Raw genomic sequence first — 24,891 nt, 5'->3', positions numbered from 1 at the left:
CCCGGCGGTGCGGGCGGGACCGGCAGCACCCGCGGCGCCCGGACGGCCCACCCCGGGCCGGCCGTCGGCGGTGGTGGTGCGGGGGCGCGAAGGCGCGGGGGGAGCGGCTCAGCCGTCCTTCTTCGCGCCGTCCTCCTCGATCAGGGCCGGGGCCGCGGCGACGTCCACCGGCTCCTCGATGGTGCGCTCGCCGCGCACCGTCTTGAGCTTTCCGGTCATGCTGCGCATGAGCAGGTACAGGGCCACGCCGACGGCGAAGATGACGAGGAAGCCCAGGACGCCCGGGGTGACCGTGTACTTGTCCAGGGTGAACGTGTCGGCGCTCACCACGGCGGACACGAGAAGGGTGTTCATGCGCTCATACTCTCACTGTGTCCCGGACACCCGCGAAGAGGTCCGTCTCCGGGACCTCGGTGTCCACCAGCGACCGCACCAGGTGGTAGTCCTCGGTCGGCCAGGCCTCGGCCAGCACGGAGTTGGGCACGGCGAACCAGAACCCGTTGGGGTCGACCTGGGTCTCGTGCGCCTTCAGCGCCCGCTCGGCGACGTCGAAGTACGCGCCGCACTCCACCCGGGTCGTGATCTCCCAGCGGGGGCGGTCGCCGCCGTCCCGGATGCGCTTGATCCACTCCTCGTAGGGGTTCTCCAGCCCGCGCTCCTCCAGCAGCGAGGTGATCGCCTCGAAGCGCTCGAAGGGGAACGAGACGAAGTAGTACAGCTTGAGGGGCTGCCAGGGGTCCCCGGTGCCCGGGTAGGCGTCCGGGTCGCCCGCCGTGTCGAAGGCGTGCATCGACACCTTGTGGGTCATGATGTGGTCGGGGTGGGGGTAGCCGCCGTTCTCGTCGTACGTGAGGATCACGTGCGGGCGGAAGCGGCGGATCGACTCCACCAGGGGCTCGGCGGCCTTCTCCACCGGGGTGAGGGCGAAGCAGCCCTCGGGAAGCGGCGGCAGGGGGTCTCCCTCGGGCAGGCCCGAGTCGACGAATCCGGCGAACTCCTGGCGGATGCCGAGGATGTCGCGGGCCCGGTCCATCTCGCGGCGGCGCACCTCGGCGATGTTCTCGCGGACGTCGGGCCGTTCCATGGCGGGGTTGAGGATGTCACCGCGTTCGCCACCGGTCATGGTGACGACCAGCACTTCGGCTCCCTCGGCGACATAGCGCGCCATGGTGGCCGCGCCCTTGCTGGACTCGTCATCGGGGTGGGCATGCACGGCCATGAGCCGCAGGCGCTCGGACAACGAAGGGTTCTCCTTGACTCGGTCGACGGACGCAGACGCGCACCGTCCGGCACCCCTGGTCACGGCACACCGCCGACTTGGTGCGGGCCGCGCGGGGGGTCTGTCAGGACGGGGATATCTTAGACAACACCGTCCCCTTGTACGGAGATTCCCGATGCCCACCACCCCGGAGGAAGACGCCGTGAAGAGCGCCGACGAGCCGGCCGCCGCGGCGGCCGCCCCCGACGAGGAGACCGCGCCCGCCCTGCGCAAGCACCACGGCAACGGCCCGGTCTTCTTCGTGATCGCGACGGCCTTCGCCGTGCTGTGCGCCGTGGGGTGGGGCTACGCGGTCATGAGCTACACCGGGCTGGGCGGCGGCGTGTACCACCAGGTGATCACCTCGTCGGCCCCCTCCTCCGCCGAGGCGGCCATCAGCTACGAGGTGAACAGCCGCGACGGGGCCGTGTGCCTGATCCGCGCGCTGGACGAGCGGCTGGTGGAGGTAGGGCAGCGGACCGTGACGACCGAGGCCGGGAACCACATGGTTTCCACGACCGTTGAAACGGTTCGTCAGGCCGCAACGGTAGAAGTGGCCTCGTGCAGGGAACAAGGTTCGCAGGACTGACCGCCGACGAACCCCTTCCCCGCCGGTCCGGGTGACCGAGCCGGATATTCGGGAACCGTGTCCCATGACACACGGTGATATTCTCGTAAGTTCAGCTCTGGCCGCCTGGTGGCCTTTGCTACTAGTACACAAGGAGTTCCCGTGACCCAGACCCGCGATGACAACGTCACCTGGCTCACCCAGGAGGCGTACGACCGGCTCAAGGCAGAGCTGGACCACCTGACCGGGAGCGGGCGCATCGAGATCGCGGAGAAGATCGAGGCGGCCCGCGAGGAGGGCGACCTCAAGGAGAACGGCGGCTACCACGCCGCCAAGGAGGAGCAGGGCAAGATGGAGGCCCGCATCCTCCAGCTCACCGAGATCCTGCGCACCGCGCGGGTCGGCGAGGCCCCTCGGACCGAGGGCGTGGTCGGCCCCGGGATGACCGTCACCGTCAAGTTCGACGGCGACGACGAGGAGGTCACCTTCCTGCTCGCCTCCCGGGAGGAGAGCGGCTCCCCGATCGACGTCTACTCCCCGCGGTCGCCGCTCGGCTCGGCGATCAACGGCAAGGGCGTCGGCGAGAAGGTCAGCTACCAGCTGCCCAACGGCAAGAGCCTCGGTGTCGAGATCATCGAGGCGGTGCCCTACAGCGGCATGTAGGGCGGTCCCCCGGCAGGGGGCCGATGCGGTGAGGGGCGGCTCTGCCGCCCCTCACCGCATGTGGCGGGTGGAACGGGCGGGCCGGGGGCATCCCCTGGGGCCCGGGGTGCGTCATACCCTTCTGAGTGCGGTCCGCCGAGACCGCCTCCCCCGACCACCGAAAGGGCCAGATGTCCTCTCCTCACTGGAACCCGCAGGCTCCCGGGCACGGTGGCCGCCCTCCCCAGGGCGGCTGGGGTCCGGTCGGTCCGCCGGCGCCCCTGCCCCCGGGCGGCTGGGCTCCCCCGCCGCCCGAGCCGGCGCCCGCGGGCCCCGTGCCCGCGTCGTTCGGCCGCCGCCTGTCGGCGCGGCTCATCGACTACGTGCTGGCGCTGATCGCGGCCACGCTGTTCTTCATCCTCATGGCGGTCGTCATCGTGCTCCTGACCGGGGGCGCGGAGACGTCCGACGCGCAGGGGGAGGTGTGGGCGTGGCTGTTCTTCTTCGGCTGGGGCCTGCTGCTGTTCTTCTACGACTGGCTGTTCCTCGTCACGTGGGGCGCCACCCTGGGCAAGCTGGTGCTCGGCATCAAGGTGACCCGGGAGGACGGCGGACGCCTCACCCAGGGCCAGGCCCTGGGGCGCTCGGCGTTCTTCTGCCTGCCCCAGTCCCTGCCGTGCCTGGGCCACCTGTTGAGCCTCATGGAGAGCATGGCGGCGCTGGGCGAGGAGCGCCGTGCCGTGCACGACCGCGCGTCCGGGACCGTCGTCGTGCACGCTCGCGGCTGAGGGGGGTCCGATGACAGACGGTCCCACCGGCCCGGTCGCGGGCCCCCGGACGGAGCCGGCCCCGTTCTCCCTGAGGGCGACGGCCCGGTTCATCGACACCGTGCTGGCGGCGACCGCCGTCTCGGTGCTGTTCGTGGTCGTATCGCTCCCGGCCTCCGCGCTCCCCGTGGACGACTACCACGCTTCCCTGTTCTGGATGGGGCTGCTGCTGTTCGGCGGGTCCTCGCTGCTGTTCCTGTACGAGTGGCTCTTCCTCGTTCTCCTGGGCGCCACCCCGGGCAAGCTGATGACCCGCGTCGCCGTGGTCGGCCCCGGCGGCGACCGCCCCTCGCGCGGGCACGCCGCGGTGCGCGCCGCCGTGCTCTGCCTGCCGCAGTCCCTGCCCTGCGTGGGCCAGTGCTTCACCCTGGTCGAGAGTCTGGGCGCCGCCTCCCCCGGCGGCCGGGCCCTGCACGACCGGCTGTCCGGGACCTCGGTCGTGCGGACGGGACCGCCTCCCGGGGGGCCGGCCGCGGACGGCGGATGACCCGGGCGGCGGGCCCGGGACGCTAGACGCAGGCGGGTGCCCCGGCCCCGCCGTCGGCGTAGGCGGCGGGGATGTAGTGGTCCTCGCCGATCCGGTACCAGGTCTCGCCGGTGCCCTGCGGGCCGGCGGCCGGGGCGCCCTCGACCCGGCAGAGGGCGTCGACGTTGGCCTTGTGCGCGGCCAGGCCCGCGGTGGGGTACTCCGGCCCCGGGCCGGTGCGCACCACGACCGGTTCGCGCTGCGTCGCCGTGGTGACCTCGATCCGGTGCCGGTACTCCCCCGTCCACAGGTAGTCGACCCGCACCCAGGAGTTGGTGGGCAGCTGGAGGGCGCCATTGAACGCCCCGTCGGCCAGGTCGATCCCGGCGGGGTTGCGGACCCGGCGCCCGAACCCGTCCAGGCCGCCGTTGTGCTCCTCGGTGTAGGCGGCCTGGGCCTGGGGGCGGCCCCGGTCGAGGTCGCGCCAGGACTGGCGGTCGCCGTTCCAGTGGTCGTCGGTGATGTTCCACGGGCCCACGTCCCAGACGGGGAGGTAGGCGCAGCGGGCGTCGTGGCCCTCGGTGTCGCCCTTGCCCTCCGGGCCCAGGGCCCCGGTGCTGCACACCCGCACGGTGTACTCGCCCCCGCCCCGGGTGGCCAGGCCGCGCCGGGAGGGCAGGGCCACGAAGTGGTCGTTCTGGCGGATGACGTGCCCGTTGGCGGTGGTCTCCCCCACCAGGCCGATGCGGGTGGCGAACAGGCGCGCGGAGAAGGGCGGCTCGGGGACGTCGTCGTCGGGGTCGGCCTCGTCCTCGGGCGGTTCGCCGCCGCCGGTCCCGGGCTCCCCGCCGCCCCCGTCCCCGTCGGGCCGGGTGCCCGGCTCGGGGCCGGGGTCCTCGGGCGCGTCCGTGAACGGGATGTCGCCGGTGCCCTCCAGCGGGCGCACGCCCAGGCCGGTGAGCGCGGTGCCGGGGCCGTCGATGCCCACCCGCAGCTGGACCCGGGAGACGTCGGAGGACAGGGCGATGCGGCCGCCGCGCTCGGGGGCGGGGTGCCACTCGGTCCACATGCCGTCGGCGCGCACCCCGCGCACCTCGGCCAGGACGTCCTCGGGGTCGCCGGAGGAGCCCACCCGCACGTCGACGGTGTCGGTGGGCCGCTCCAGGGACTGCTCGGGGAAGGTCGCCGTGCCGGACGCCGGGGCGCCGCGCTCGCGGCGCAGCGAGGCGCCCGGTCCGGCCCCCTCGTCCAGGCGCAGGGTCCCCGAGGCCAGGACCAGGCCGATGCGGTCGGCGGACTCCAGGTCCTGGGGGAGCCAGCCGGTCTCGGCGAAGGCGGGCCGCGGCCCGGCCGGGAGCAGCAGGACCAGGGCCCCCGCCACCGCCCAGCGCCTGCCGCGCATGCGGATCGAAGTGGGCGCACACCTTCCGGGCATGATGGACCTTTCCCGCTGATCACACAGAGTGAGTAAATATGCCACTCTTAGTAAGCACTCCGGTGTGCGCGCGCTCAAGCAGCGCGTGTCGAGTGTCGGCGATACGGGGGTAAAGGTCCGGTCCGCCCCGGGCGGGCGGCGTCCGCTCAGGCGAAGGCCAGCAGGCAGGCCGTGAACGCGTGCAGGTGGTTGACGCCGCCGACCGGGCCGAACTCCCCCGCCGCGAAGAACCCCGCCACCGCCTCCGCGCCCAGCACCCGCCGGACCGCCAGCACGTCGTGGTCGGCGTGCGGGAACAGGGCCGCGCCCCGCCCGTTGCAGGAGAACAGCAGGCCCGCCCCCACCTTGTGGTCCCGGCCGAAGTCGGCCAGCCGCAGGGCCAGGTCCTCGTCCGCGGTCCCGGCGTCGCGGACCTGGAAGCGGACCGTCTGGCCCACCTCGACCGCGTCGTCGACGGTCAGCGTCCCCGTCTCGGAGTCGGCGGAGGTCAGCGTGCGGATGAGGAAGTCCCCCTGCCCGTGGTGGTCGGCGTACTCGTCCATGGCGATGCCCAGGTGCAGGCCCTGCTCCGCCAGCTCCCGGTCCTCCTCCGGGAGCGACTCCAGCAGCTCCTCCAGGCGGGTGTAGGCGGGCACCCCGGCCAGCTCCCCGACCACGTTGTCGCGCGACCCGGTCACCGTCATCGACGGCCCGATCGGACGGCAGCCCTGGCTCACCACGGCGCCCAGCACGCCCTCGCCGCCGATGAGCACGCCCACCGCGCCGTTCTCGGCCACCGACCCCTCGCAGAACAGCCGGACCGACCCCTCCCCCAGCGTCCCGTCCGCCATCCCGCCCACCAGCGGCAGTCCGCCCAGCGCCCGGGTGGACTCGCGCACGAACTCCCGGGCCGGGAACTCATAGGGGTTGACCAGCAGCAGGGCGGCGCGGTCGCGCGGCCCGGGCTCGCGCATCCCCACCACGGTGAGCCGCTCGCCCTCCACCACCGTGTCCAGCCGGAACGGGGTCAGCTCCACCCCGGGCAGCCGGGCGCACCACACGCCGACCGAGTTCTGGCCCTCCACCGCGCGGCCGCCCCCGATGACACCGGTGGCGCTGCACCCCAGGGTGACCGCGGCGCCGGACAGCTCCATGATCCGGGCCCCCGCCAGGGAGACCTCCTCGGTGTCGGACCCGCAGATGAAGAAGCACACCAGGTCGGCCGGGCCGTCGAGGCGGTCCAGGGCGGTGAGCGCGGCGCGTTCGGCCGCGTTGACCAGGTCCGCCCCGGTCGTCAGTGCATCGCCGAACCGCGCCACCGGCTGGACTCCTCCTCATCACCGGACCCGCCGGACGCGGGTGCCACCCTCCGTCATTGTCCCACCCCGAAGCGGACGCGGAGCCCGGCCGGGACCGGCCTCGGCCACCACCGGCCGCCCGGTCGGCGATAGGTTCGGGAGGGTGACACCTCCGCCTCCCGCCGCCCTGCCCCGGACGCTGGCCGGGCTGCGCTCCTCCGGCACCGAGCACCGCACCGTCGCCGCCGAGGTCCGCGCCAACCTCCTGTCCCGCCTGGCCTCGGGCCGGCCCCGCTTCCCCGGGATGCACGGGTTCGACGCCACCGTGCTGCCCGCCCTGGAGCGGGCCCTGCTGGCCGGGCACGACGTCGTGCTCCTGGGCGAGCGCGGCCAGGGCAAGTCCCGGCTCATCCGCGCCGTCGGCGACCTGTTGGACGAGTGGTCGCCGGCCGTCGCCGGCTGCCCCGTCAACGACCACCCCTACGCCCCGGTGTGCCCCTCCTGCCTGCGCCGGGCCGCCGCGGAGGGCGACGGCCTGCCGGTGGTGTGGCGCCACCGCGGCGAGCGCTACGGGGAGAAGCTCGCCACCCCCGACACCGGCACCTCCGAGCTCATCGGCGACATCGACCCGGCCCGGCTGGCCCAGGGCCGCTCCCTGGGCGACCCCGAGACCGTCCACTACGGGCTGGTGCCGCGCGCCAACCGGGGCGTGTTCTGCGTCAACGAGCTGCCCGACCTGCCCGCCCGCGCCCAGGTGGCGCTGTTCAACGTGCTGGAGGAGCGGGACCTGCAGATCCGCGGGTACGCGCTGCGGCTGCCGCTGGACCTGCTGCTGCTGGCCAGCGCCAACCCCGACGACTACACCGACCGCGGGCGCATCGTCACCCCGCTCAAGGACCGGTTCGGCGCCCAGGTGCGCACGCATTACCCCCCGACCCTGGACGACGAGCGGGCGGTGCTGCGCCAGGAGGCGGCGGTGCCCGAAGGCACGCTGGTGCCCGGTCACCTGTGGGAGGCGGTCGCCCGGTTCGCCCGGCTCACCCGCGCCTCCAAGAAGGCGGACCAGCGCTCCGGGGTGTCGGTGCGGTTCGCGGTGTCGGCGCTGGAGACCGTGGCGGCCTCCGCGCTGCGCCGCTCCGCGCTGGCCGGGGAGGCCTGCGCGGTCGCCCGGGTGTGCGACCTCCCCGCCGCCGTGCCCGCCCTGCTGGGCAAGGTCGAGTTCGCCCCGGGGCACGAGGACGACGGGGAGGCGATCCTGCTGGGGCTGCTGCGCCGGGCCGTCGCCGACACGTTCCGCGCCCGCCTGGACGGCGCGGACCTGGCCCCCCTGGCCGAGCGGTTCGCCTCGGGCGGCACCGTGGAGAGCGGCGACCTGGTGGGCGCCGAGGAGCTGCTGCGCCGGATCGGCGCGGTGCCCGGGCTGGCCGGGCTGATCGCGGCCGCCGCCCCCGAGGGGGAGGACGGCCCGGCCTCCCCCGGCCTGGCCGCGGCCGTGGTCGAGTTCGCGCTGGAGGGCCTCTACCTGGAGCGGCGCCTGTCCAAGGACATCGTCGCGGACGGAGGGGTCTACCGGTTCTGAAAGCCGGGAACATAACCGTTCGGTGCGCACCCCTGGGAGGTAGTGGCTGTGAGGTTCCGGTACCGGGCGTACATGGGAGGCCCCGACCCCCTGGCCGAACCCGATCCGCCGCCCGAGGAGGCGGTCGGCGCCGCGCGCGCCCTGCTCGGCCTGATCGCGGACGCACCGGACCCCGACGGCGCCCTGGTCGCCGTGGAGAAGGCGGTGGCCCGCTACGCGGAGGGCGACCGGTCCGCCCTGGAGGGCCTGGAGCCGCCCGGCCCGCTGCTGGGCCGGGTGCTGGGGGCCGACGCCCGCGGGCTCTGGGACCGCCTGGACCGGGCCGACCACGGGCTGAGCCCGCGCGAGCTGCGGCGGCTGGCCGAGGTGGCGCTGGGCGAGGCACGCGAGGCGCCCCGCCCGGGCCGGCACGCGGGCGGGCGGCCGGGCGCCCCCGGAGGCGACCCGACCGGCCGGGACGTCCGCTACCGGGCGGACCGGCCACTGGACGCGGTGGCCACCCTGCGCCGGGCGATGCTGCGCCGGGCCGCCGATCCCGCCGACACGGCCGCGCTGCACGCCGGGGACCTGCGGTCGGCCGAGACCGAGCCCTCCGGCGGGCTGGCGGTGTCGCTGCTGGTGGACCTGTCCCACTCCATGGCCGCGCGCTCCCTGCACGAGGCGGCCGTGCGCACCGCGCTGGCCCTGGACGCCCTGGTGCGCCGCCACCCCGGGGACCGGGTGCAGTGGGTGGGGTTCGGCGACACCGCCCGCGAGACGGGCCCCGCCGAGCTGGTCGCCCACCCGTGGGGGCGGGTCCCCGGCACCAACCTGCACCACGCGCTGCGGCTGGCCCGCGGGCACCGCAGGGCCCACCCGGGGCTCGCCCACCGGATCCTGGTGGTCACCGACGGGGAGCCCACCGCCCACCTGGGCCGGGACGGCGACGCGCGGTTCTCCTGGCCCGCCGGTCCGCGCACCGTGGAGGCGACGGTCGCCGAGCTGGACGCCGTCCTGCGGGACGGGTCCCGGGTGACGTTCTTCCTGCTCTCGGACGATCCCCGGCTGCGCGCCTTCCGCGACCTGGTGGTGCGGCGGCGGGGGGTGGACGCGGTGGAGGCGGACGCGGACGCCCTGGCCCCGCTGCTGCTGGACGCCTACCTCGGCAGGCGCCCCTGGCCGCGTACATGAACCGGCCCGCACACGCGCTTCAGCGCTCCACGACGCGAACGCCCCGACCCCGGTACCGCCGGACACCCACCCCGGCGGACACCCCGGCCGCGTACACGAACCGGCCCGCACCGGCCCCCACACGCGCTTCAGCGCTCGAAGATGTTGACGTCCGAGGCCATGAGCAGCAGTTCCTCCGGGGCTTCGCCGCCGGAGTACAGGAGCTGGTGGCGGTTGGCGGGCATGACCGTCTCGGTGAAGCGCAGCGGGCGGTCGCCGTCGTAGACGACCCGCTCGTGGACGAGCAGCGGGATGCCCGGACCCAGGTTGAAGGAGTCCGCCTCGTCCTGGGAGGGCATGCGGGCGCCCACGATGTCCCAGTTCCACTCCTCGCGGTGCCCGAGGTCGCGCAGCACGGAGGCGACCCCCTGCTCCAGGTGCTGGGGGGCCATGAGCGGGGTGTTGCTGGCGATGGTGAAGGGGAAGTAGGTGATCTGGGACTGCCAGAGGCCGCCCTCGACGAACCGGTCGCAGGAGCGGATGACCACCAGGCCCCCGTGCGGCCCCTCCTCCTCACCGCCCCAGCGCAGCCGCTTGGCCACCCGGGGCCGCATGGTGTCGAGGCTGACCTTGATCCGCTGTTCGACCTGGTCGTAACCGGCCTCGCGCAGGTGCGGCTGGTAGCCGTCCTCGAAACGCTCGGAGTCGGTGCCCCCGGACACCGGGGTGGCCAGGTGGACGATGGGCCGGTGGTCGGCGACGAACGCCCCGCGCCCGGCCTGGATGGCGATGACGCCCTCGTCCTGGAGGATGCGCATGCCCAGCCGGGCGGTGGCCCGGGACACGCCGAACCGCTCGGCGAGCTCCTCCTCCCCGGGTAGGCGCTCACCGGGTTTGTAGGCGCCGCGGGACAGGGCCTCGCGCAGGTGGTCGGCCACCACCGTCTTCTTCGACGTGCTCATGCGTGTCTTCAGTCCCGTTCGTGCGGTCGTCGTCGGCCGTCGGGGGCTCCTGGTACCGCGGGCCCTCCCCCTCCTCAACGGACGGCCCCCGCCCCGGGTTCTCCCCCGCGGAGACGGCCGCCTACCCCTGGAACACCGGCCCGGGCGGGGCCGGTGTTCGAAGGGTGCGCGGGTCAGTCCCGGTGGTACGCACTGATGTCGCCGTGCTCGTACTGGTAGCGGATGCTGTGACCGGCGTAGACGGTCTCGACCACCCGGATCGGGCGCTCCTCGGACAGGTCGGTGCGGTGGACCCACAGCACCGGGACCCCGGGGGGCAGTTCGAGCTGTGCGGCCTCGCTCGGGCTGGGCATCCGGGTCTCCAGCTCGTCCACGAAACCGACCTGCCGGTGGCCGTGTTCGGCCAGGATCGACAGGGCGCTCTCCACGTCCTCGGGGAGCATGAGGGGCGTGCCCTGGACCAGGTCCACGGGGTAGAAGGCGGAGCTGATGGACCCGGAGATCTCTCCGGAGAAGCGGTACATGCGCCGGACCACGGTCATGTCGCCCTCGGGGACGCGCAGCCGGCTGGCGAGGTCGGCGTTGGCACTGAGGAGTTGGAGCTCCTCCAGCGTCTGACCTGCCATGTTGGACTCGTTGAACCCGTCCGCGCCCTTGGAGCGGTTGGCGTGGAAGGTCTCCGGCACGACCTCCTGGACGAAGTGGCCGCGCCCGGGCCGGCTGACGATGAGCCCCTGGTTGCGGAGCATGCCCAGGGCCAGCCTGACGGTGTTGCGGGAGGCGCTGAAGCGCTCTTCGAGCTGCTTCTCCGAGGGCAGCTGCCCGCCCGGGGGCAGGCTCCCCTCCTGTATCTCCCGTCGCAGCGCCCGGGAGATCTGTCGATATCTGCTTTCAGCCCGCATAAGTCAGCCCTCTAGGGGGTAGCACTAGACCAACAACCTAGCTTGTACCAACAAGGTGAGCGGTACACCAGCCAAACAGGTCCGTCCGGTTTCAATGAGCCCATCTTATGTGAAGGCCACCCTCAGTACACGGGAACGCCGCCGGACGGTCACCCGGAAAAGCGACGATCGAGGCCGGAGACCGACCCACCCCCGCCCCCAGACGGACACCGCACCCGCGGTACCGGGCCCCACCGACCGGTGGCGGCACCCCGACCGGATAAGGAACAACGCACACACACGGAGAACGAGACCATGTTCGCAAGCGTCATCATCGCCGTCGGCGGCCTCCTCCTGGCCCTGGCCGCCGGGTTCTTCCTCGCCATCTCGATCGGCATCCGCCGCCAGGACGGACGGGGCGGCTACCGCTCCCTCCGCGAGGAGGACGACAACAGCGCCCTCTCCCGCACCGGAAGCCTGATCGTCGGACTCCACTTCACCAACGCGAGCCCGCGCGGGGCCGCCACCCGCGTCCCCGCCCCCCGCACCGCACCCGAGCGGGACCGTACGCCCACCACGGTCTAGCCGGAGCGGACGGGGCGCCCACGGCACGACGGCGTGCCCGCCCCCGCCCACGAGAGGACAGGAGCCGCGCCGGGCCCGGCAGTGTGGCCGCAGAGCCCGCGCGGCACGGTCGTGGGCGCCGCGGACCGCGCACGGGCCCCGAGGGGTCCGCGGCGGGTCCTCAGCCCTCCAGAGCCTGTAGCAGATCGGCCACCAGGTCGTCACCCGACTCGATGCCCACGGAGATCCGGACCAGATCCGCCGGGACCTCCAGGGGGGAACCCGCGGTGGAGGCGTGCGTCATCCGCCCCGGGTGCTCGATCAGGGACTCCACCCCGCCCAGGGACTCGCCCAGGGTGAAGACCTGCGTACGCTCGCACACGCCCAGAGCAGCCTTCTCCCCGTCGCGCAGAGCGAAGGAGACCATCCCACCGAAGGACCGCATCTGCCGCTCGGCGATCTTGTGCCCCGGGTGCCCCTCCAGGCCCGGGTAGAAGACCCGCCGGACCGCCGGGTGGCCGTCCAGCGCGGCCACCACCTTCTCGGCGTTGGCGCTGTGCCGGTCCATCCGCACGCCCAGGGTCTTGACCCCGCGCAGGGTCAGCCAGGAGTCGAAGGGTCCCGGAATAGCACCCATGGTGTTCTGGTGGAACGCCAGCCGCTCGCCCAGCTCGGCGTCGGCCGCCACGAGCGCGCCGCCGACGACGTCGGAGTGCCCGCCCAGGTACTTGGTGGTGGAGTGGACGACGACGTCCGCCCCCAGGGCCAGCGGCCGCTGCAGGTAGGGCGAGGCGAACGTGTTGTCCACGACGTGGATCGCCCCGGCGTCGTGGGCGATCTGCGCGACCGTCTCGATGTCGGTGATGTTGAGCAGCGGGTTGGTGGGGGTCTCGGTCCAGATCACCCTGGTCCGCGGCCGCACCGCCGCGCGCACCGCGTCGGTGTCGGTCTGGTCCACGGCGTCCCAGGTGACGCCCCAGCGCTCGACCACCTTGGAGATCAGGCGGAAGGTGCCGCCGTAGGCGTCCCCGGGGATGACGATGTGGTCGCCCGGGGACAGGACCGTGCGCAGCAGGGTGTCCTCGGCGGCCATGCCGGAGGCGAACGCCAGGCCGCGCGCACCGCCCTCCAGCGCGGCCAGGCACTCCTCCAGCGCCGCCCTGGTGGGGTTGCCGGTGCGCGAGTACTCGTACCCCTGGCGCAACCCGCCCACGCCGTCCTGGGCGTAGGTGCTGGTCTGGTAGATCGGCACCACCACGGCCCCGGTGCCCGCGTCCGGCTCCTGGCCCGCGTGGATGGCCAGCGTCTCGAATCCGTCGAACTTCATGGCCACCACGATAGTGCCCGCCGACCTCCCCGGATCCTGTTTCCACAGGCCCCCGCGCACCGCGGCGGAGGCCGACCCCCCGTGCGCCGCACCGCCGGAGCGGGCGGCCGGAGCGGAACGCCGTGGCGGGCCGCCGAGGCGGAGCACCGGAGCGGCACGCCGGGCGAAGCGGGCAGCCGGGGCGGGCGGCCGAAGCAGACCACCGGAGCGGGCCACCCGGCAGGCCACCCGGCGAGCAGGCGGAGCGGGCGGCCGAGGCAGGCCGCAGGGGCGGAGCACCGAAGCGGCACACCGGAGCGGCACGCCGGAGCGGCACACCGGCCCGCGCGTCAGACGGGCGGGAAGCGGGTCTGGGTGCCGGGCCCCGGGGGTTCGGCCGGGGCCCCGGGCAGCGGGCCCGCGGCCGGGGTGGGCACCCGGGTGGGGGTACCCGTCTCGCGCAGCGGCGGCTGCCACCCCAGTTCGGCGTCGTGGGAGCGCACGACCCTGCCGGGGATGCCCGCGATGACGGCGTGGTCGGGGTAGGTGCCCGGGCGCACGACCGTCCCGGCCGCCACCACGGAGTTGCGCCCCAGGTGGACGCCGGGCAGGATCACCGCGTTCGCGCCGATCCAGGTCCCCGCGCCGATGCTGACCGGGTCGTCCACCGGCCACTGGAGGCCGACCGGGATCTCGGTGCTGGCGTAGGAGTGGTTCTGGTCGGTGATGTACACGTAGGGGCCGGTGTACACGTGGTCGCCGATGTCGATCGACTTGTGGGCGACGATGTGGGAGCCGCGGCCGATGGCGCACCCCGAGCCGATCCGCACGACGGTCCCCGGGCCCAGGTCGTAGTCGGGGCCCATCCCGGCGGCCAGGGTCATGTCACCGCCCAGCACGGTGAAGGCGCCGATCTCGATCCAGGGCTCGCCGTAGAGCGTGGCCGTGGGGAAGGCGATGGCGGAGCCGTCGCCGAAGCGCGCGAACCTCTGCGCGGCACGGGAGCCGGCGCGGATCTCCGCGTGACCGCGTGCGAACGACCAGAGCGAGCGGATGATCCAGGACAACAGCCGCGACACGCGAGCTCCCATGTGTTACCTGCCAGTAGCCTTGCCGCGAACATTAGCAGTGTTCGAGTATGCGCTCCGGTGTCCGATCCGTTCCCACCGGGGCCCGAACAGGGCTCGGTTCGCACCGCTCCGGCAGGGCGGGGCCGCCGACGCCCGCGGGGCGGCGGGCCGTCGGCGGCCGTGCGGGGAGGGTGCGTCCCGCGTCAGTTCGCCAGGTGGGCGAGCAGGTCCTGCCGGGTGAGGATGCCCACGGGCTTGCCGTCGCGCAGCACCACCAGCGCGCCGGACTGGCGCAGCAGCCGCACGCAGTCGCCGACCGGGGTGCCGGTGCCGACCGTGGCCAGCGGGCGGCCCATGTGCGCCTCCACCTGGTCGTCCAGCTGCGCGCGCCCGTCGAACAGGGCGTCGAGCACGTCGCGCTCGGCCAGCGAGCCCACCACCTCGGCCGCCATCACCGGCGGCTCCTCCTTCATGACCGGCAGCTGCGAGACGCCGTACTCGCGCATGATCGCCACCGCCGTGCCGAGGGTCTCGTCCGGGTGGGTGTGCACGAAGTCGGGCATCTCCCCGCCCTTGGACGCGAGCACCTCGCCCGCGGTGGCCTCCTCGGTCTCCGCGGACAGGAAGCCGTAGTCGGCCATCCACTCGTCGTTGAAGATCTTGCCCAGGTAGCCGCGCCCGCCGTCGGGCAGCAGCACCACGATCACGTCGTCGGGGCCCGCGTCCCGGGCGACCCGCAGCGCCGCCTCCACGGCCAGGCCGCAGGAGCCGCCCACCAGCAGCGCCTCCTCGCGGGCCAGGCGGCGCGTCATGAGGAAGGAGTCCTTGTCGCTGACCGCGACGATCCGGTCGCAGACCCCGGTGTCGTAGGTGCCCGGCCAGATGTCCTCGCCGACGCCCTCCACCAGGTACGGGCGGCCCGAGCCGCCGGAGTACACCGAGCCCTCCGGGTCGGCGCCGACGATCTGCACCGCGCCCTTGGAGACCTCCTTGAGGTAGCGCCCGGTGCCGCTGATCGTGCCGCCGGTGCCGATCCCCGCCACGAAGTGCGTGATGCGGCCCTCGGTCTGCTCCCAGATCTCCGGCCCGGTGGAGTGGAAGTGCGAGTCCGGGTTGTTCTCGTTCTCGTACTGGTTGGGCTTCCAGGCGCCCTCGATCTCGCGGGCCAGCCGGTCCGAGACGGAGTAGTACGACTCCGGGTGCTCGGGGGCGACCGTGGTGGGGCACACCACCACCTCGGCGCCGTAGGCGCGCAGCACCGAGAGCTTGTCCGGGCCCACCTTGTCCGGGCACACGAAGACGCAGCGGTAGCCCTTCTCCTGGGCCACGATCGCCAGGCCGATCCCGGTGTTGCCGGAGGTCGGCTCGACGATGGTCCCGCCGGGCCTGAGCTCGCCGCTCTTCTCGGCCGCCTCGACCATGCGCAGCGCGATGCGGTCCTTCACCGATCCGCCCGGGTTGAAGTACTCGACCTTGGCCACGACCGTGGGCGCGTTCGGCCCCAGCGCCTCGGTCACCTTCCGCAGCCGGACGAGCGGGGTGTTCCCCACCAGGTCGATCAGTGAGTCGTATACCCGCACTTCATGCTCCCTTGCATCATGGCGACCGGGTCCTCGGCCCGCCGTCGGACTCGCGCCCCGGACGGTGCGGGCCCGGGACCGTAGGGCCGGTCCGGCCCGTCTCACCCCGACTCTAACGCCCCCCATCAGCGGGTTTCGCGCGCTCGGAGCGCAGTGGTCCGGACCCCGGCCTCCCCCTCGGGTTCCACCGCCCCCACCCCGGAGTTCGACCGCCGTTGCGCCGGGGTACGTGACCCGGCCTCCCCCCGCCGGTAACCTCGGTGGTCCGACCGGCTCGCCCCGCAGAGTCGCGGGGCGGGGGTCCCGAGCGCCGCGGAGGTCGATCCGATGCTGCGAGCCGCACGCGCGCGGCGGATAGCCGCGGCCACCGCGTTCGGTGGCGGCGGGCTGACGCTGGTGGGCGCGGGAACGCTCGCCCTGCTCTACCTCCAGGCCCTGCTGGCCCGCCGGGCCGTGGGGGTCACCGAGTGGGAGCGCCCCGTCGTCAACGGGCTGCACGGCCAGGGGGCGGGGCCGCCGATCCGGATGCTCATGATGGGCGACTCCACCGCGGCGGGCTTCGCCGTCCAGACCGCCGCCCAGACCCCGGCGGTGCTGCTCGCGACCGGGCTGTCCAACGCCGCCGAACGTCCGGTCCGGCTGCGCTGCACGGCCTTCCCCGGCGCCACCTCGGCCACCCTCGCCGGGCAGGCGGAGCGCTCCGGGGCCCTGGCCGAGAGCACCCGCTACGACGTGGCGGTCGTCTTCATCGGCGCCAACGACGTCATCCGCCGCGTGCGGCCCACCGACGCGGTGGCCGCCCTGCGCGACACCGTGCGGGACCTGGTGGAGCGCGGGACGCAGGTGGTGGTGGCGACCTGCCCGGACCTGGGCACGGTGCGCCCCATCGGATGGCCGCTGCGCTCGGTGGCCCGCCGGGCCTCGCGCCAGCTGGCCGCCGCGCAGACGATCGCGGTCACCGAGGCGGGCGGCCGCACGGTGTCCCTGAGCGACGTGCTGGCCGACGACTTCCTGTCCGACCCCTCCCTCATGTTCGGCCCCGACCGGTTCCACCCCTCGGCGCGCGGCTACTCGCAGGCGGCGTTCGCCGTGCTGCCGTCGGTGTGCACGGCGCTGGGGCTGCTCCCGGAGACGAGCGCGCTCCCGGCCGCGGGCATCCTGCCGGTGGACCGGGCCGCGGTGGTCGCCGCGGAGACGCCGGGTACGGAGGTGTCCGCCGCGGGCGACCCGGCGCAGGGCCGCCGGGGACGCTGGTCGGCCCTGGTCCGCCGCCCCCTGGCCGGGCTGCGCGGGCCCGCCGGGCACCGGGAGCCGGTGCCCGCGGACACGGGCGGCCCCGTGGAGGACGCGCGCCCCGAACCCGGGGATCGGTGAGACCACGGACAACCGCGACCCCGGGTGGCGCGCGGGGGCGCCCTGCGGGTTTACTGACTGGTAACAAGACCTCACGGGACCGGGCCCGCACCGGTCGCACACCCGTGGACCCACTCCGATAGGGACGCAGCCATGCCCGAAGCAGTCATCGTCGCCACCGCCCGTTCCCCGATCGGGCGCGCCTTCAAGGGTTCGCTCAAGGACATCCGCCCCGACGACCTGGCCGCGCAGGTCATCGGCGCGGCCCTGGCACAGGTCCCGCAGCTGGACCCGGCCTCCATCGACGACATCATGCTCGGCTGCGGCCTGCCCGGCGGCGAGCAGGGCTTCAACATGGCCCGCGTGGTCGCCGTGCGGCTGGGCCTGGACACGGTGCCCGGCGCCACCGTCACGCGGTACTGCTCCTCCTCGCTCCAGACCACCCGGATGGCCCTGCACGCGATCCGGGCGGGCGAGGGCGACGTGTTCGTCTCCGCCGGGGTGGAGACCGTGAGCCGCTTCGTCAACGGCAGCAGCGACAACCCCGAGAACGAGAACCCGCTGTTCGCGGACGCCAAGGCCCGCACCGAGAAGCGCAAGGAGGCGGGCGCGGCAGTCTGGACCGACCCGCGCGAGGACGGCGCCCTGCCCGACGTCTACATCGAGATGGGCCAGACCGCGGAGAACGTCGCCCAGATCACCGGCGTCGACCGGCGCCGCCAGGACGAGTTCGCCGTCCGCTCGCAGAACCTCGCCGAGAAGTCCCTGGACAACGGCTTCTGGGAGCGCGAGATCACCCCGGTCACCCTGCCCGACGGCACCGTGGTCTCCACCGACGACGGCATCCGCCGCGGCACCACCTACGAGAAGGTCTCGCAGCTCCAGCCGGTGTTCCGCCCCGACGGCACCGTCACCGCGGGCAACGCCTGCCCGCTCAACGACGGAGCCTCCGCGCTCGTGATCATGAGCGACACCAGGGCCGCGCAGCTGGGCCTGACCCCGCTGGCCCGCATCGTCTCCACCGGCGTGACCGGCCTGAACCCCGAGATCATGGGCCTGGGCCCGGTCGAGGCCTCCCGGCAGGCCCTGGCCCGCGCCAACATGGCGATCGGCGACATCGACCTGGTCGAGATCAACGAGGCGTTCGCCGCGCAGGTCCTGCCCTCCGCCGACCGGCTGGGAGTGGACATCGACTCCCGGCTCAACGTCAACGGCGGCGGCATCGCGATCGGCCACCCGTTCGGCAGCACCGGGGCCCGGATCACCGGCACCCTGATCAACGGCCTCCGGTTCCACGACAAGACCTTCGGCCTGGAGACCATGTGCGTCGGCGGCGGCCAGGGCATGGCGGCCGTCTTCGAGCGCCTGAGCTGACCCGCTCCCCGCGTGCGGGGGCCGGCGGTGCGCCGCACCGCCGGCCCCTTCTCCGTTCGGCGGACCCGCGGCGCACCGACCGGGGACTCCGGAACACGGGCGCCCGCCGCCTAGCACCCCGGGTAACGGACGTCCAGGCCCCCTGGGCAAACGTTCCCGCACCCGCAAGGTAAAAGCCGGTGTCCGGGGCTTGTCCATATCGTGATCCTGATGCAGGGTCGCAGGTAAGCGTCAAACGCCAACGCACTGCCGGAGGTGCCCATGCCGGTGACCCACTCGCCGGAAGTTCACGCCAAGCTCATCGAACGCATCCCGGCCGTGACCGGCCGCGGACTCCACGAGTGGTTCGACGCCCTCGACCAGGGACCGGGCCTGCTCCGCTGCTCCGACCGGGCCTACTGGCTCGCCGACGAGTACGGGCTGCCCCCGTGGTACGCCCAGGCCCTCGTCACCGAGTACGACCGCCGCCGCCGGAACCGCTCCATCCCCGCACCGCGCCGTGCGGACGAGCGGAGCCCGGAGTCGGCCTGAGACCGGTCCGCTCCGGCACCGCCCGGCCCCGAGGGGCGCCGCGGTGCGGACCCGGGCCAACGCGAAGGGGCCGTCCCGGCACTGCCGGGACGGCCCCTGTGCGTGTTCGGCGGCCGAACGCCGCCGCGCTACTCGGCGAAGAGCGACTTGATGATCCAGAGCAGGCGCAGGATCTCGATGTAGAGCCAGACCAGGGAGGCGGTCAGGCCGAAGGCGAACAGCCAGGAGGTCTTGGCCGGGACGCCGGCGTTGATGCCCTCCTCGATGCCGCGGAAGTCCAGGGCCAGGGTGCACGCCGCGATGACGATGAAGACCAGGCTGACGACCAGGCCCAGCGGGCTGGCCTCGCGGATGCCCAGGCCGCCGCCGATGAAGAAGCTCGCGACGAAGTTGACCAGGATCAGCGCGAGGGCGCCCATGGAGGCGTAGAAGACGACCTTGACGAAGCCGTCGGTGACCTTGATGATGCGGAACTTGTACAGCGCCAGCATCACGCCGAACACCAGGAAGGTGCCGAGCACGGCCTGGGTGACGAGCACGCCGCCCGCGCCGGCGCCCTGGCTGGCGTCGAGGCTGCCCGCCAGGATCGCGGTGAGGCCGCCGACCACCAGGCCCTGGAGGGCCGCGTAGGACAGGGTGGCCGCGCCGTTGGCGATGCCCTTGAACCCGACGACCAGGCCGAGCACCAGGCCGCCCAGGCCGCCCACGATGGCCAGCATCATAGCCAGGCCGGGGGAGGACTGGAAGAGGAAGTAGTTGAGGACGGCCGTGACGACGACCGCGCCCAGCGACAGGCCCGTGCGCACGACGACGTCGTCGATGGTCATCCGCGCTTCGCCGTAGCCCTGGGCGGGACCGCCCGGGTACTGCTGCTGCGGGTAACCCTGCTGCGGGTAACCCTGCTGGGGGTAGGGCTGGCCGTAACCCTGCTGCGGGTACGGCTGTCCGTAACCCTGCTGGCCGTAGCCCTGCTGCTGGCCGTACCCTGCCGGGCCGGCCTGCTGGAGCGCCCGCTTGAGAACGGGGTTGGAACTGCGCATCCGCATGTCCGGTGATGACCTTTCGAAACCGTGGTTTGCTGCCCACAAGGTAACGTACGGGCCTTCTCCGGGGTTCCGCCGCGAGGTCACCGTTGGGAAACGGCCCGGGGGGACGCCCGTAAACCCCGGTGGACACAATGGCGGGCCGGGGTGGAAACCCCGGCCCGCGCCCCCGTCGTCCCAGGTGGGACGGGTGTCCGAGATCAGTTCCGGGTGATCAGGGAGCGCGCGAAGAACAGCATGTTCGCGGGGCGCTCGGCCAAACGGCGCATGTAGTAGCCGTACCACTCGGTGCCGTAGGGGACGTAAACGCGCATGCGCTTTCCCTCTCCGGCCAGGCGCACCTGCTCCTCGTCCCGGATGCCGTACAGCATCTGGTATTCGTGGTCGTCCGCGCCGCGGCCGTTGGCGGCCGCCAGCTCCCCGGCGATGGCGATCATCCGCGGGTCGTGCGAGGCGACCATCGGGTAGCCCTCGCCCTCCATCAGCACGCGCAGCGCCCGCACGTACGCCCGGTCGACCTCGTGCTTGTCCCGGAAGGCCACCGACTCGGGCTCGTCGTAGGCGCCCTTGCACAGGCGGACCCGGGAGCCGGCGCCGCTCAGGTCGCGGCAGTCCGCCTCGGTGCGCCGCAGGTAGGCCTGGAGCACCGCCCCCGCGGACGGGAAGTCCTCGCGCAGCTCGCGCAGGATGCCCAGCGTGGAGTCGGTGGTGGTGTGGTCCTCCATGTCCAGGGTGACCGTGGTCCCGATCGCCGCGGCAGCCCCGGCGATGCGCCGGGCGTTCTCCAGCGCGGTCTTCTCGCCGTCCCTGTCCAGGAACTGGCCCACGGCCGACAGCTTGACCGACACCTCGGCGCGGTCGCCCAGCCCGGCCTCTCCCAGGGCCGCGAGCAGCTCCTCGTAGGCCCGCACGGTGGCCTCCGCCTGGGCGAGGTCCCGGGTGTCCTCGCCGAGGAAGTCCAGCGTGACCAGCCGGTCCCCGGCCAGGTCCCGGACGGCGGGCAGGGCGGAGTCCAGGTCCTCGCCGGCGACGAACCGGTGGACCATCGCACGGGTGAGGGGGGTGCGCTCGACGATCCGGCGGCAGGCGGCGGACCTGGCGGCGAGCAGCAGAGGTTTGCGGAGCATGGTGACCTCGAAGGAGACGAGCGCCGACGGTCGTGTCGCGCGCGGGCGGGGTGCGGCCGGGGGCGGCCCGGCCGCACCGGTGGTTCCTCGGGGGGCGGGACGTCCGCACCCCTCAGGACGGGAGGGGTGCGGAGGTCCCGGGTCCTATCCCTGGTGCGGGTAGGAGGAGGTCGTCGGGGCGACGAACGTCTCCTTGATGGAGCGCGGGCTGGACCAGCGCGACAGGTTCTGGGCGGACCCGGCCTTGTCGTTGGTGCCCGAGGCCCGGCCGCCGCCGAAGGGCTGCTGGCCCACGATGGAGCCGGTCGGCCGGTCGTTGATGTAGAAGTTGCCCGCGGTGAAGCGCAGGGCGGCCTCCGCCTCGGCGACCGCGGCGCGGTCGTCCGCGATGACCGCGCCGGTCAGGGCGTAGGCCGATCCCCCGTCGACGACCTCGAGGATCTCGCTGTAGCGGTCGTCCTCGTAGACGTGGACGGCGACGACCGGGCCGAAGTACTCGGTGCGGAACACGTCGTGGGACGGGTCCGTGCCCACGATGACGGTCGGGCGCACGAAGTAGCCCACCGAGTCGTCGGCGGTGCCGCCCGCGACGATCTCCAGCGTCGGGTCGGAGGCGGCGGCCTCCAGGACCCCGGCCAGCTTGTCGAAGGAGCGCCGGTCGATGACCGCGCCCATGAAGTTCGACAGGTCGGTGACGTCGCCCATGGTCAGGGCCTCGGTCTCGGCGATGAGGGCGTCGCCCATCTTCTCCCAGACGGAGCGGGCCACGAACACCCGCGAGGCGGCCGAGCACTTCTGGCCCTGGTACTCGAAGGCGCCGCGCACGATGGCGGTGCGCAGGATCTCCGGGTCGGCCGTGTGGTGGGCGACGATGAAGTCCTTGCCGCCGGTCTCGCCCACGATGCGCGGGTAGCTCCGGTAGGTGGAGATGTTCTCGCCGACGGTCTTCCACAGGTGCTGGAAGGTGCGGGTGGAGCCGGTGAAGTGCACACCGGCCAGCTCCGGGTCGTTGAGGGCGACGTCGGAGACCGCCAGGCCGTCACCGGTGACCATGTTGATGACGCCGGGGGGCATCCCGGCCTGCTCCAGCAGGCGCATGGTCAGCTCGGCGGCGAACTGCTGCGTCGGGGAGGGCTTCCACACGACCACGTTGCCCATCAGGGCCGGGGCGGTGGGGAGGTTGCCCGCGATCGCGGTGAAGTTGAACGGGGTGATCGCGTAGACGAACCCCTCCAGCGGGCGCTGCTCCAGGCGGTTCCACACGCCCTTGGCGCTCAGCGGCTGCTGGGCGATCAGGTCGCGGGCGTAAGACACGTTGAAGCGCCAGAAGTCGATGAGCTCGCAGGCCGCGTCGATCTCCGCCTGCTGGACGGTCTTGGACTGGCCGAGCATGGTCGCGGCGTTGATGGTGGCGCGCCAGGGGCCGGCGAGCAGCTCGGCGGCGCGCAGCAGGATGGCGGCGCGGTCGTCGAAGGACATCGCGCGCCAGGCCGGGGCCGCGGCCTTGGCCGCGGCGATGGCGTCGCGCGCGTCCTGGTGGGTGGCGTTGCGCATGGTGCCCAGCACGGCGGCGTGGTTGTGCGGCTGTACGGCGTCGATGGGCTCGCCGCCGCCCATGCGGCTCTCGCCGCCGATGCGCATCGGCAGGTCGATCCGCTCCTTGCCGAGCTCCTCCAGCCTGGCGACGAGCTCCGCGCGCTCGGCACTGCCGGGCGCGTAGGAGAGAACGGGCTCGTTCACCGGCGGCGGGACGTTGGTGACGGCGTCCACGGGCACCTCCCTGAAAGTCTGTTCCCCGACCGAGCAGGGGCTGTCCGTTCCCACGGTCGCAGAACGGGGCCGTGCGAACCTTGTGGAGCGGGCCACTCTTTGCCCGACCTGTTTGTCCCCTAGGACAAAATGAAACCCGGGGACGCACCGCGGCCCCGCGCCGCGACGGCCGCCCCGCCGCACACCCGACCCCACCGGAGGCCTCCGTGACGTCCGACGTTCCCGCTGGTGGAGACCGCGAAGGGACGGGTCCCTCCCCGGGCGTCCCGCTGCGCCGGCTGCTGCTCGCCCTGGGCGACCCCCTCCTGGAGGTGGCCGCCGCCCCGGAGGGGCTGGATGTCCGGGTGGACAACGTCCTCATCGTCGACCCCGAGGACCGGACCGAGGTGCGCGGCGGCGACCTGGTGCTGCTCATCGGGGCCCGCGGGGGGTCGGCCCGGCGCCTGGTGCGGCTGATCGCCGGGCAGGGGGCGTCCGCCGTCGCCGTCAAGACCGGCGTCCCGACCGAGGGGGCCCCGGTCCGCCGCCCCCGGGTGGGCGGCGACGACCTGGCGCCGCTGCGCGCCGAGGCGCAAGAGGCGGGCATCGCGCTGCTGGTGGTCCGCCCGGAGGTGCGCTGGGACCGGCTCCAGTCGGTGTGCCAGGGCATCGTGGACGACGCCCGGCTGCCGGACGAGGGCGACGCGGGCGAGCCGGACGGCGACCTGTTCTCCATGGCGCAGACCATCGCCCGGCTCACCGGCGGCCTGGTGAGCATCGAGGACTCGGCGAGCCGGGTCCTGGCCTACTCCAGCGGCGCCGAGGTGGACGAGCTGCGGCGGCTGTCGGTGCTGGGGCGGCGCGGCCCCGAGTCGTACCTGGCCCTGCTGCGCGAGTGGGGGGTGTTCGCCCGGCTGCGCGCGGGCGAGGAGGTGGTGAGCGTCGATGAGCACCCCGAGCTGGGCATCCGGCGCCGGCTGGCGGTGGGCATCCACGCCGGGGACCGCCCCCTGGGCGCGATCTGGGTGCAGGAGGGGGCGCGTCCGCTGTCCGGGCACGCCGAGGAGGCGCTGCTGGGCGCGGCGCGCACCGTGGCCCTGCAGATGATCCGCCAGCGCACCCGGGCCAGCGCGGGGCTGCGGCTGCGCGAGGACCTGCTGTCGAGCCTGCTGGAGGGGAGGATCGACGCGGCCGCCCTGGCGGACACCGTGGAGGTGCACAGCGGCCGGGCGGCGCTGGTGGCGGCGTTCGCCCCGGTGGGCGACGAGGACGGGGAGCGGGCGGACCGCTCCGAGCGGGAGCTGCGCCGCCGCCGGTTCCTGGACCTGGTCTCGGTGCACACCGCCGCCTACCGGCGCAGCGCGCTGGTGACCGGGCTGAACGGCCGGGTCTACGCGCTGCTCCCGGACCTGACCCGCGAGCGCGACGGGGTGGAGCGCTCGGTGGTGACGCTGTGCGGGCGGATCGTGGAGGCGTCGCGGTCCGCCCTGGGGCTGCGGGTGCGGGCGGCGGTGGGCTCGGCGGTGGGCCGGCTGGCCGACGTCCCGGAGTCCCGCGGGGAGGCCGACCGGGTGCTGGAGGCGATGCGCGGCGACCCCGCGCGGGAGGTCGCGACCATCGACGACGTGCGCTCGCGGGTGCTCGTCCGGGAGACGCTGGCGCTGCTGCGCGAGGAGCCGTCGCTGCGGGACCCGCGGGTGTCGCGGCTGGTGGAGTACGACCGGGGCGGCGGCACGGAGCTGGTGCGGTCGCTGTCGGCGTACCTGGAGGAGTTCGGGGACGCCCGGGCGGCGGCGGAGCGGCTGCACGTCCACCCGAACACGCTGCGCTACCGGGTGCGCCGGGCGGCGCAGGTCAGCGGCATCGACCTGTCCGACCCCGGGGAGCGGCTGTTCACCCAGTTGCAGCTGCTCATGGAACAGGAGCGTCCGGCGGAGTACCCCCGGTCGGACTCGAACCGACACTTGTGACCCTTTTAGGGGGCCTGCCTCTACCATTGGGCTACGAGGGCGAGCCCATCATACCGGCCCGGCGGGCCGCGGCTCTGCCCTCCGATGGCCGGATCGGGACACGCCGAGAGGCCCGCCTCCCCCCGGGAGACGGGCCTCTCGGCGTTCGCGCGGGCCGTGCGCCGCCGGTGCCGGCGGCGG

The 24,891-nt window shown here is 73.8% G+C and carries 23 protein-coding genes and 1 tRNA gene; 11 read left to right on the top strand and 13 right to left on the bottom strand.

Annotation, left to right across the window (positions count from 1 at the left end; translation table 11 throughout):
- Positions 1 to 108 precede the first annotated feature (108 nt).
- Complete coding sequence (locus tag BUE45_RS26740) at positions 109 to 354, bottom strand: hypothetical protein (protein WP_073383348.1); 246 nt, start codon at positions 352 to 354, stop codon at positions 109 to 111.
- A 4-nt stretch (positions 355 to 358) separates the two neighbouring features.
- Positions 359 to 1,240 (bottom strand): mycothiol conjugate amidase Mca, encoded by an 882-nt coding sequence (gene mca / locus BUE45_RS26735; RefSeq protein WP_073383345.1) that lies wholly within the window; start codon positions 1,238 to 1,240, stop codon positions 359 to 361.
- Between the two features lie 154 nt (positions 1,241 to 1,394).
- Here mca and BUE45_RS26730 point away from each other — a divergent pair, with 154 nt between their 5' ends.
- The 4 genes from BUE45_RS26730 to BUE45_RS26715 all read left to right on the top strand — a co-directional run bounded on the left by BUE45_RS26730 (position 1,395) and on the right by BUE45_RS26715 (position 3,782).
- Positions 1,395 to 1,847 (top strand): DUF4307 domain-containing protein, encoded by a 453-nt coding sequence (locus BUE45_RS26730; protein WP_073383342.1) that lies wholly within the window; start codon positions 1,395 to 1,397, stop codon positions 1,845 to 1,847.
- A gap of 141 nt (positions 1,848 to 1,988) precedes the next feature.
- The gene (gene greA, locus BUE45_RS26725; protein ID WP_073383339.1) at positions 1,989 to 2,489 is read left to right on the top strand and encodes a transcription elongation factor GreA; all 501 of its coding nucleotides are present in this window, start codon (positions 1,989 to 1,991) and stop codon (positions 2,487 to 2,489) included.
- 170 nt (positions 2,490 to 2,659) lie between these two features.
- Positions 2,660 to 3,256, top strand: coding sequence for an RDD family protein (locus BUE45_RS26720; RefSeq protein ID WP_084737927.1), 597 nt, complete (start codon positions 2,660 to 2,662; stop codon positions 3,254 to 3,256).
- Between the two features lie 10 nt (positions 3,257 to 3,266).
- Entirely contained in the window at positions 3,267 to 3,782 is a 516-nt protein-coding gene (locus BUE45_RS26715; RefSeq protein ID WP_073383334.1) for an RDD family protein, read from the top strand.
- A 22-nt stretch (positions 3,783 to 3,804) separates the two neighbouring features.
- On the opposite strand, the gene BUE45_RS26710 is transcribed toward BUE45_RS26715, so the two are convergent.
- Together BUE45_RS26710 and BUE45_RS26705 are read right to left on the bottom strand one after the other, a co-directional pair.
- On the bottom strand, positions 3,805 to 5,163 hold the full coding sequence (locus tag BUE45_RS26710) for a hypothetical protein (RefSeq protein ID WP_073383331.1): 1,359 nt from the start codon (positions 5,161 to 5,163) through the stop codon (positions 3,805 to 3,807).
- A gap of 179 nt (positions 5,164 to 5,342) precedes the next feature.
- On the bottom strand, positions 5,343 to 6,494 hold the full coding sequence (locus BUE45_RS26705) for an FIST signal transduction protein (protein ID WP_073383329.1): 1,152 nt from the start codon (positions 6,492 to 6,494) through the stop codon (positions 5,343 to 5,345).
- Positions 6,495 to 6,636: 142 nt separating this feature from the next.
- Here BUE45_RS26705 and BUE45_RS26700 point away from each other — a divergent pair, with 142 nt between their 5' ends.
- Together BUE45_RS26700 and BUE45_RS26695 are read left to right on the top strand one after the other, a co-directional pair.
- Positions 6,637 to 8,052 (top strand): sigma 54-interacting transcriptional regulator, encoded by a 1,416-nt coding sequence (locus BUE45_RS26700; protein ID WP_084737924.1) that lies wholly within the window; start codon positions 6,637 to 6,639, stop codon positions 8,050 to 8,052.
- 48 nt (positions 8,053 to 8,100) lie between these two features.
- On the top strand, positions 8,101 to 9,222 hold the full coding sequence (locus BUE45_RS26695) for a vWA domain-containing protein (protein ID WP_073383320.1): 1,122 nt from the start codon (positions 8,101 to 8,103) through the stop codon (positions 9,220 to 9,222).
- A gap of 128 nt (positions 9,223 to 9,350) precedes the next feature.
- Here the strand turns inward: BUE45_RS26695 and BUE45_RS26690 are convergent, their stop codons facing one another.
- A complete protein-coding gene (locus BUE45_RS26690) occupies positions 9,351 to 10,163 on the bottom strand; it encodes a GntR family transcriptional regulator (RefSeq protein ID WP_073383317.1) in 813 nt (270 codons plus the stop codon).
- Between the two features lie 173 nt (positions 10,164 to 10,336).
- Positions 10,337 to 11,065: a GntR family transcriptional regulator gene (locus tag BUE45_RS26685; protein WP_073383316.1), complete on the bottom strand. Its 729-nt coding sequence runs from the start codon at positions 11,063 to 11,065 to the stop codon at positions 10,337 to 10,339.
- 294 nt (positions 11,066 to 11,359) lie between these two features.
- Between BUE45_RS26685 and BUE45_RS26680 the strand changes: the two genes are divergently transcribed.
- Positions 11,360 to 11,629: a hypothetical protein gene (locus BUE45_RS26680; RefSeq protein ID WP_073383313.1), complete on the top strand. Its 270-nt coding sequence runs from the start codon at positions 11,360 to 11,362 to the stop codon at positions 11,627 to 11,629.
- Positions 11,630 to 11,789: 160 nt separating this feature from the next.
- Here BUE45_RS26680 and BUE45_RS26675 read toward each other — a convergent pair whose 3' ends face one another.
- The 3 genes from BUE45_RS26675 to BUE45_RS26665 form a co-directional block, all read right to left on the bottom strand.
- A complete protein-coding gene (locus BUE45_RS26675; protein WP_073383311.1) occupies positions 11,790 to 12,935 on the bottom strand; it encodes a cystathionine gamma-synthase in 1,146 nt (381 codons plus the stop codon).
- 329 nt (positions 12,936 to 13,264) lie between these two features.
- Positions 13,265 to 14,005, bottom strand: a complete 741-nt coding sequence (locus tag BUE45_RS26670) for an acyltransferase (protein WP_073383307.1) — start codon at positions 14,003 to 14,005, stop codon at positions 13,265 to 13,267.
- A 182-nt stretch (positions 14,006 to 14,187) separates the two neighbouring features.
- Positions 14,188 to 15,564, bottom strand: coding sequence for a cystathionine beta-synthase (locus tag BUE45_RS26665; RefSeq protein ID WP_073383305.1), 1,377 nt, complete (start codon positions 15,562 to 15,564; stop codon positions 14,188 to 14,190).
- 327 nt (positions 15,565 to 15,891) lie between these two features.
- Between BUE45_RS26665 and BUE45_RS26660 the strand changes: the two genes are divergently transcribed.
- The 3 genes from BUE45_RS26660 (at position 15,892) to BUE45_RS26650 (ending at position 18,822) form a co-directional block, all read left to right on the top strand.
- Positions 15,892 to 16,938, top strand: a complete 1,047-nt coding sequence (locus BUE45_RS26660; RefSeq protein WP_073383302.1) for an SGNH/GDSL hydrolase family protein — start codon at positions 15,892 to 15,894, stop codon at positions 16,936 to 16,938.
- A gap of 132 nt (positions 16,939 to 17,070) precedes the next feature.
- The gene (locus BUE45_RS26655; protein WP_073383299.1) at positions 17,071 to 18,291 is read left to right on the top strand and encodes an acetyl-CoA C-acetyltransferase; all 1,221 of its coding nucleotides are present in this window, start codon (positions 17,071 to 17,073) and stop codon (positions 18,289 to 18,291) included.
- Between the two features lie 261 nt (positions 18,292 to 18,552).
- Positions 18,553 to 18,822 carry a DUF4287 domain-containing protein gene (locus tag BUE45_RS26650; protein ID WP_073383297.1) on the top strand — a complete coding sequence of 90 codons (270 nt, stop codon included), beginning with the start codon at positions 18,553 to 18,555 and terminating at the stop codon, positions 18,820 to 18,822.
- Positions 18,823 to 18,950: 128 nt separating this feature from the next.
- Here the strand turns inward: BUE45_RS26650 and BUE45_RS26645 are convergent, their stop codons facing one another.
- The 3 genes from BUE45_RS26645 to pruA form a co-directional block, all read right to left on the bottom strand.
- A complete protein-coding gene (locus tag BUE45_RS26645) occupies positions 18,951 to 19,868 on the bottom strand; it encodes a Bax inhibitor-1/YccA family protein (RefSeq protein WP_073383294.1) in 918 nt (305 codons plus the stop codon).
- A 197-nt stretch (positions 19,869 to 20,065) separates the two neighbouring features.
- Complete coding sequence (locus BUE45_RS26640) at positions 20,066 to 20,992, bottom strand: proline dehydrogenase family protein (protein WP_073383291.1); 927 nt, start codon at positions 20,990 to 20,992, stop codon at positions 20,066 to 20,068.
- A gap of 144 nt (positions 20,993 to 21,136) precedes the next feature.
- On the bottom strand, positions 21,137 to 22,762 hold the full coding sequence (pruA, locus tag BUE45_RS26635; protein ID WP_073383289.1) for an L-glutamate gamma-semialdehyde dehydrogenase: 1,626 nt from the start codon (positions 22,760 to 22,762) through the stop codon (positions 21,137 to 21,139).
- A 206-nt stretch (positions 22,763 to 22,968) separates the two neighbouring features.
- Here pruA and BUE45_RS26630 point away from each other — a divergent pair, with 206 nt between their 5' ends.
- Positions 22,969 to 24,711 carry a helix-turn-helix domain-containing protein gene (locus BUE45_RS26630; RefSeq protein ID WP_073383286.1) on the top strand — a complete coding sequence of 581 codons (1,743 nt, stop codon included), beginning with the start codon at positions 22,969 to 22,971 and terminating at the stop codon, positions 24,709 to 24,711.
- Here the strand turns inward: BUE45_RS26630 and BUE45_RS26625 are convergent.
- Positions 24,679 to 24,752: transfer RNA gene (locus BUE45_RS26625), tRNA-Leu, on the bottom strand. The genes BUE45_RS26630 and BUE45_RS26625 overlap by 33 nt on opposite strands.
- Positions 24,753 to 24,891: the final 139 nt, after the last annotated feature.

The organism is Nocardiopsis flavescens (genome assembly GCF_900141985.1).
Classification (GTDB): domain Bacteria; phylum Actinomycetota; class Actinomycetes; order Streptosporangiales; family Streptosporangiaceae; genus Nocardiopsis; species Nocardiopsis flavescens.
The sequence above is the reverse complement of the archived record's forward strand: the minus strand, read 5'-3'. Positions and strand labels throughout refer to the sequence as shown.

Coding starts and splice junctions, on each gene's coding strand:
- BUE45_RS26675 (WP_073383311.1), bottom strand. CDS start 12,935: ATGAAGTTCGACGGATTCGAGACGCTGGCCATCCACGCGGGCCAGGAG.
- BUE45_RS26710 (WP_073383331.1), bottom strand. CDS start 5,163: ATGCGCGGCAGGCGCTGGGCGGTGGCGGGGGCCCTGGTCCTGCTGCTC.
- BUE45_RS26720 (WP_084737927.1), top strand. CDS start 2,660: ATGTCCTCTCCTCACTGGAACCCGCAGGCTCCCGGGCACGGTGGCCGC.
- BUE45_RS26660 (WP_073383302.1), top strand. CDS start 15,892: ATGCTGCGAGCCGCACGCGCGCGGCGGATAGCCGCGGCCACCGCGTTC.
- BUE45_RS26740 (WP_073383348.1), bottom strand. CDS start 354: ATGAACACCCTTCTCGTGTCCGCCGTGGTGAGCGCCGACACGTTCACC.
- BUE45_RS26640 (WP_073383291.1), bottom strand. CDS start 20,992: ATGCTCCGCAAACCTCTGCTGCTCGCCGCCAGGTCCGCCGCCTGCCGC.
- BUE45_RS26670 (WP_073383307.1), bottom strand. CDS start 14,005: ATGGGAGCTCGCGTGTCGCGGCTGTTGTCCTGGATCATCCGCTCGCTC.
- BUE45_RS26715 (WP_073383334.1), top strand. CDS start 3,267: ATGACAGACGGTCCCACCGGCCCGGTCGCGGGCCCCCGGACGGAGCCG.
- BUE45_RS26680 (WP_073383313.1), top strand. CDS start 11,360: ATGTTCGCAAGCGTCATCATCGCCGTCGGCGGCCTCCTCCTGGCCCTG.
- BUE45_RS26730 (WP_073383342.1), top strand. CDS start 1,395: ATGCCCACCACCCCGGAGGAAGACGCCGTGAAGAGCGCCGACGAGCCG.
- BUE45_RS26685 (WP_073383316.1), bottom strand. CDS start 11,065: ATGCGGGCTGAAAGCAGATATCGACAGATCTCCCGGGCGCTGCGACGG.
- BUE45_RS26645 (WP_073383294.1), bottom strand. CDS start 19,868: ATGCGGATGCGCAGTTCCAACCCCGTTCTCAAGCGGGCGCTCCAGCAG.
- BUE45_RS26690 (WP_073383317.1), bottom strand. CDS start 10,163: ATGAGCACGTCGAAGAAGACGGTGGTGGCCGACCACCTGCGCGAGGCC.
- BUE45_RS26650 (WP_073383297.1), top strand. CDS start 18,553: ATGCCGGTGACCCACTCGCCGGAAGTTCACGCCAAGCTCATCGAACGC.
- BUE45_RS26655 (WP_073383299.1), top strand. CDS start 17,071: ATGCCCGAAGCAGTCATCGTCGCCACCGCCCGTTCCCCGATCGGGCGC.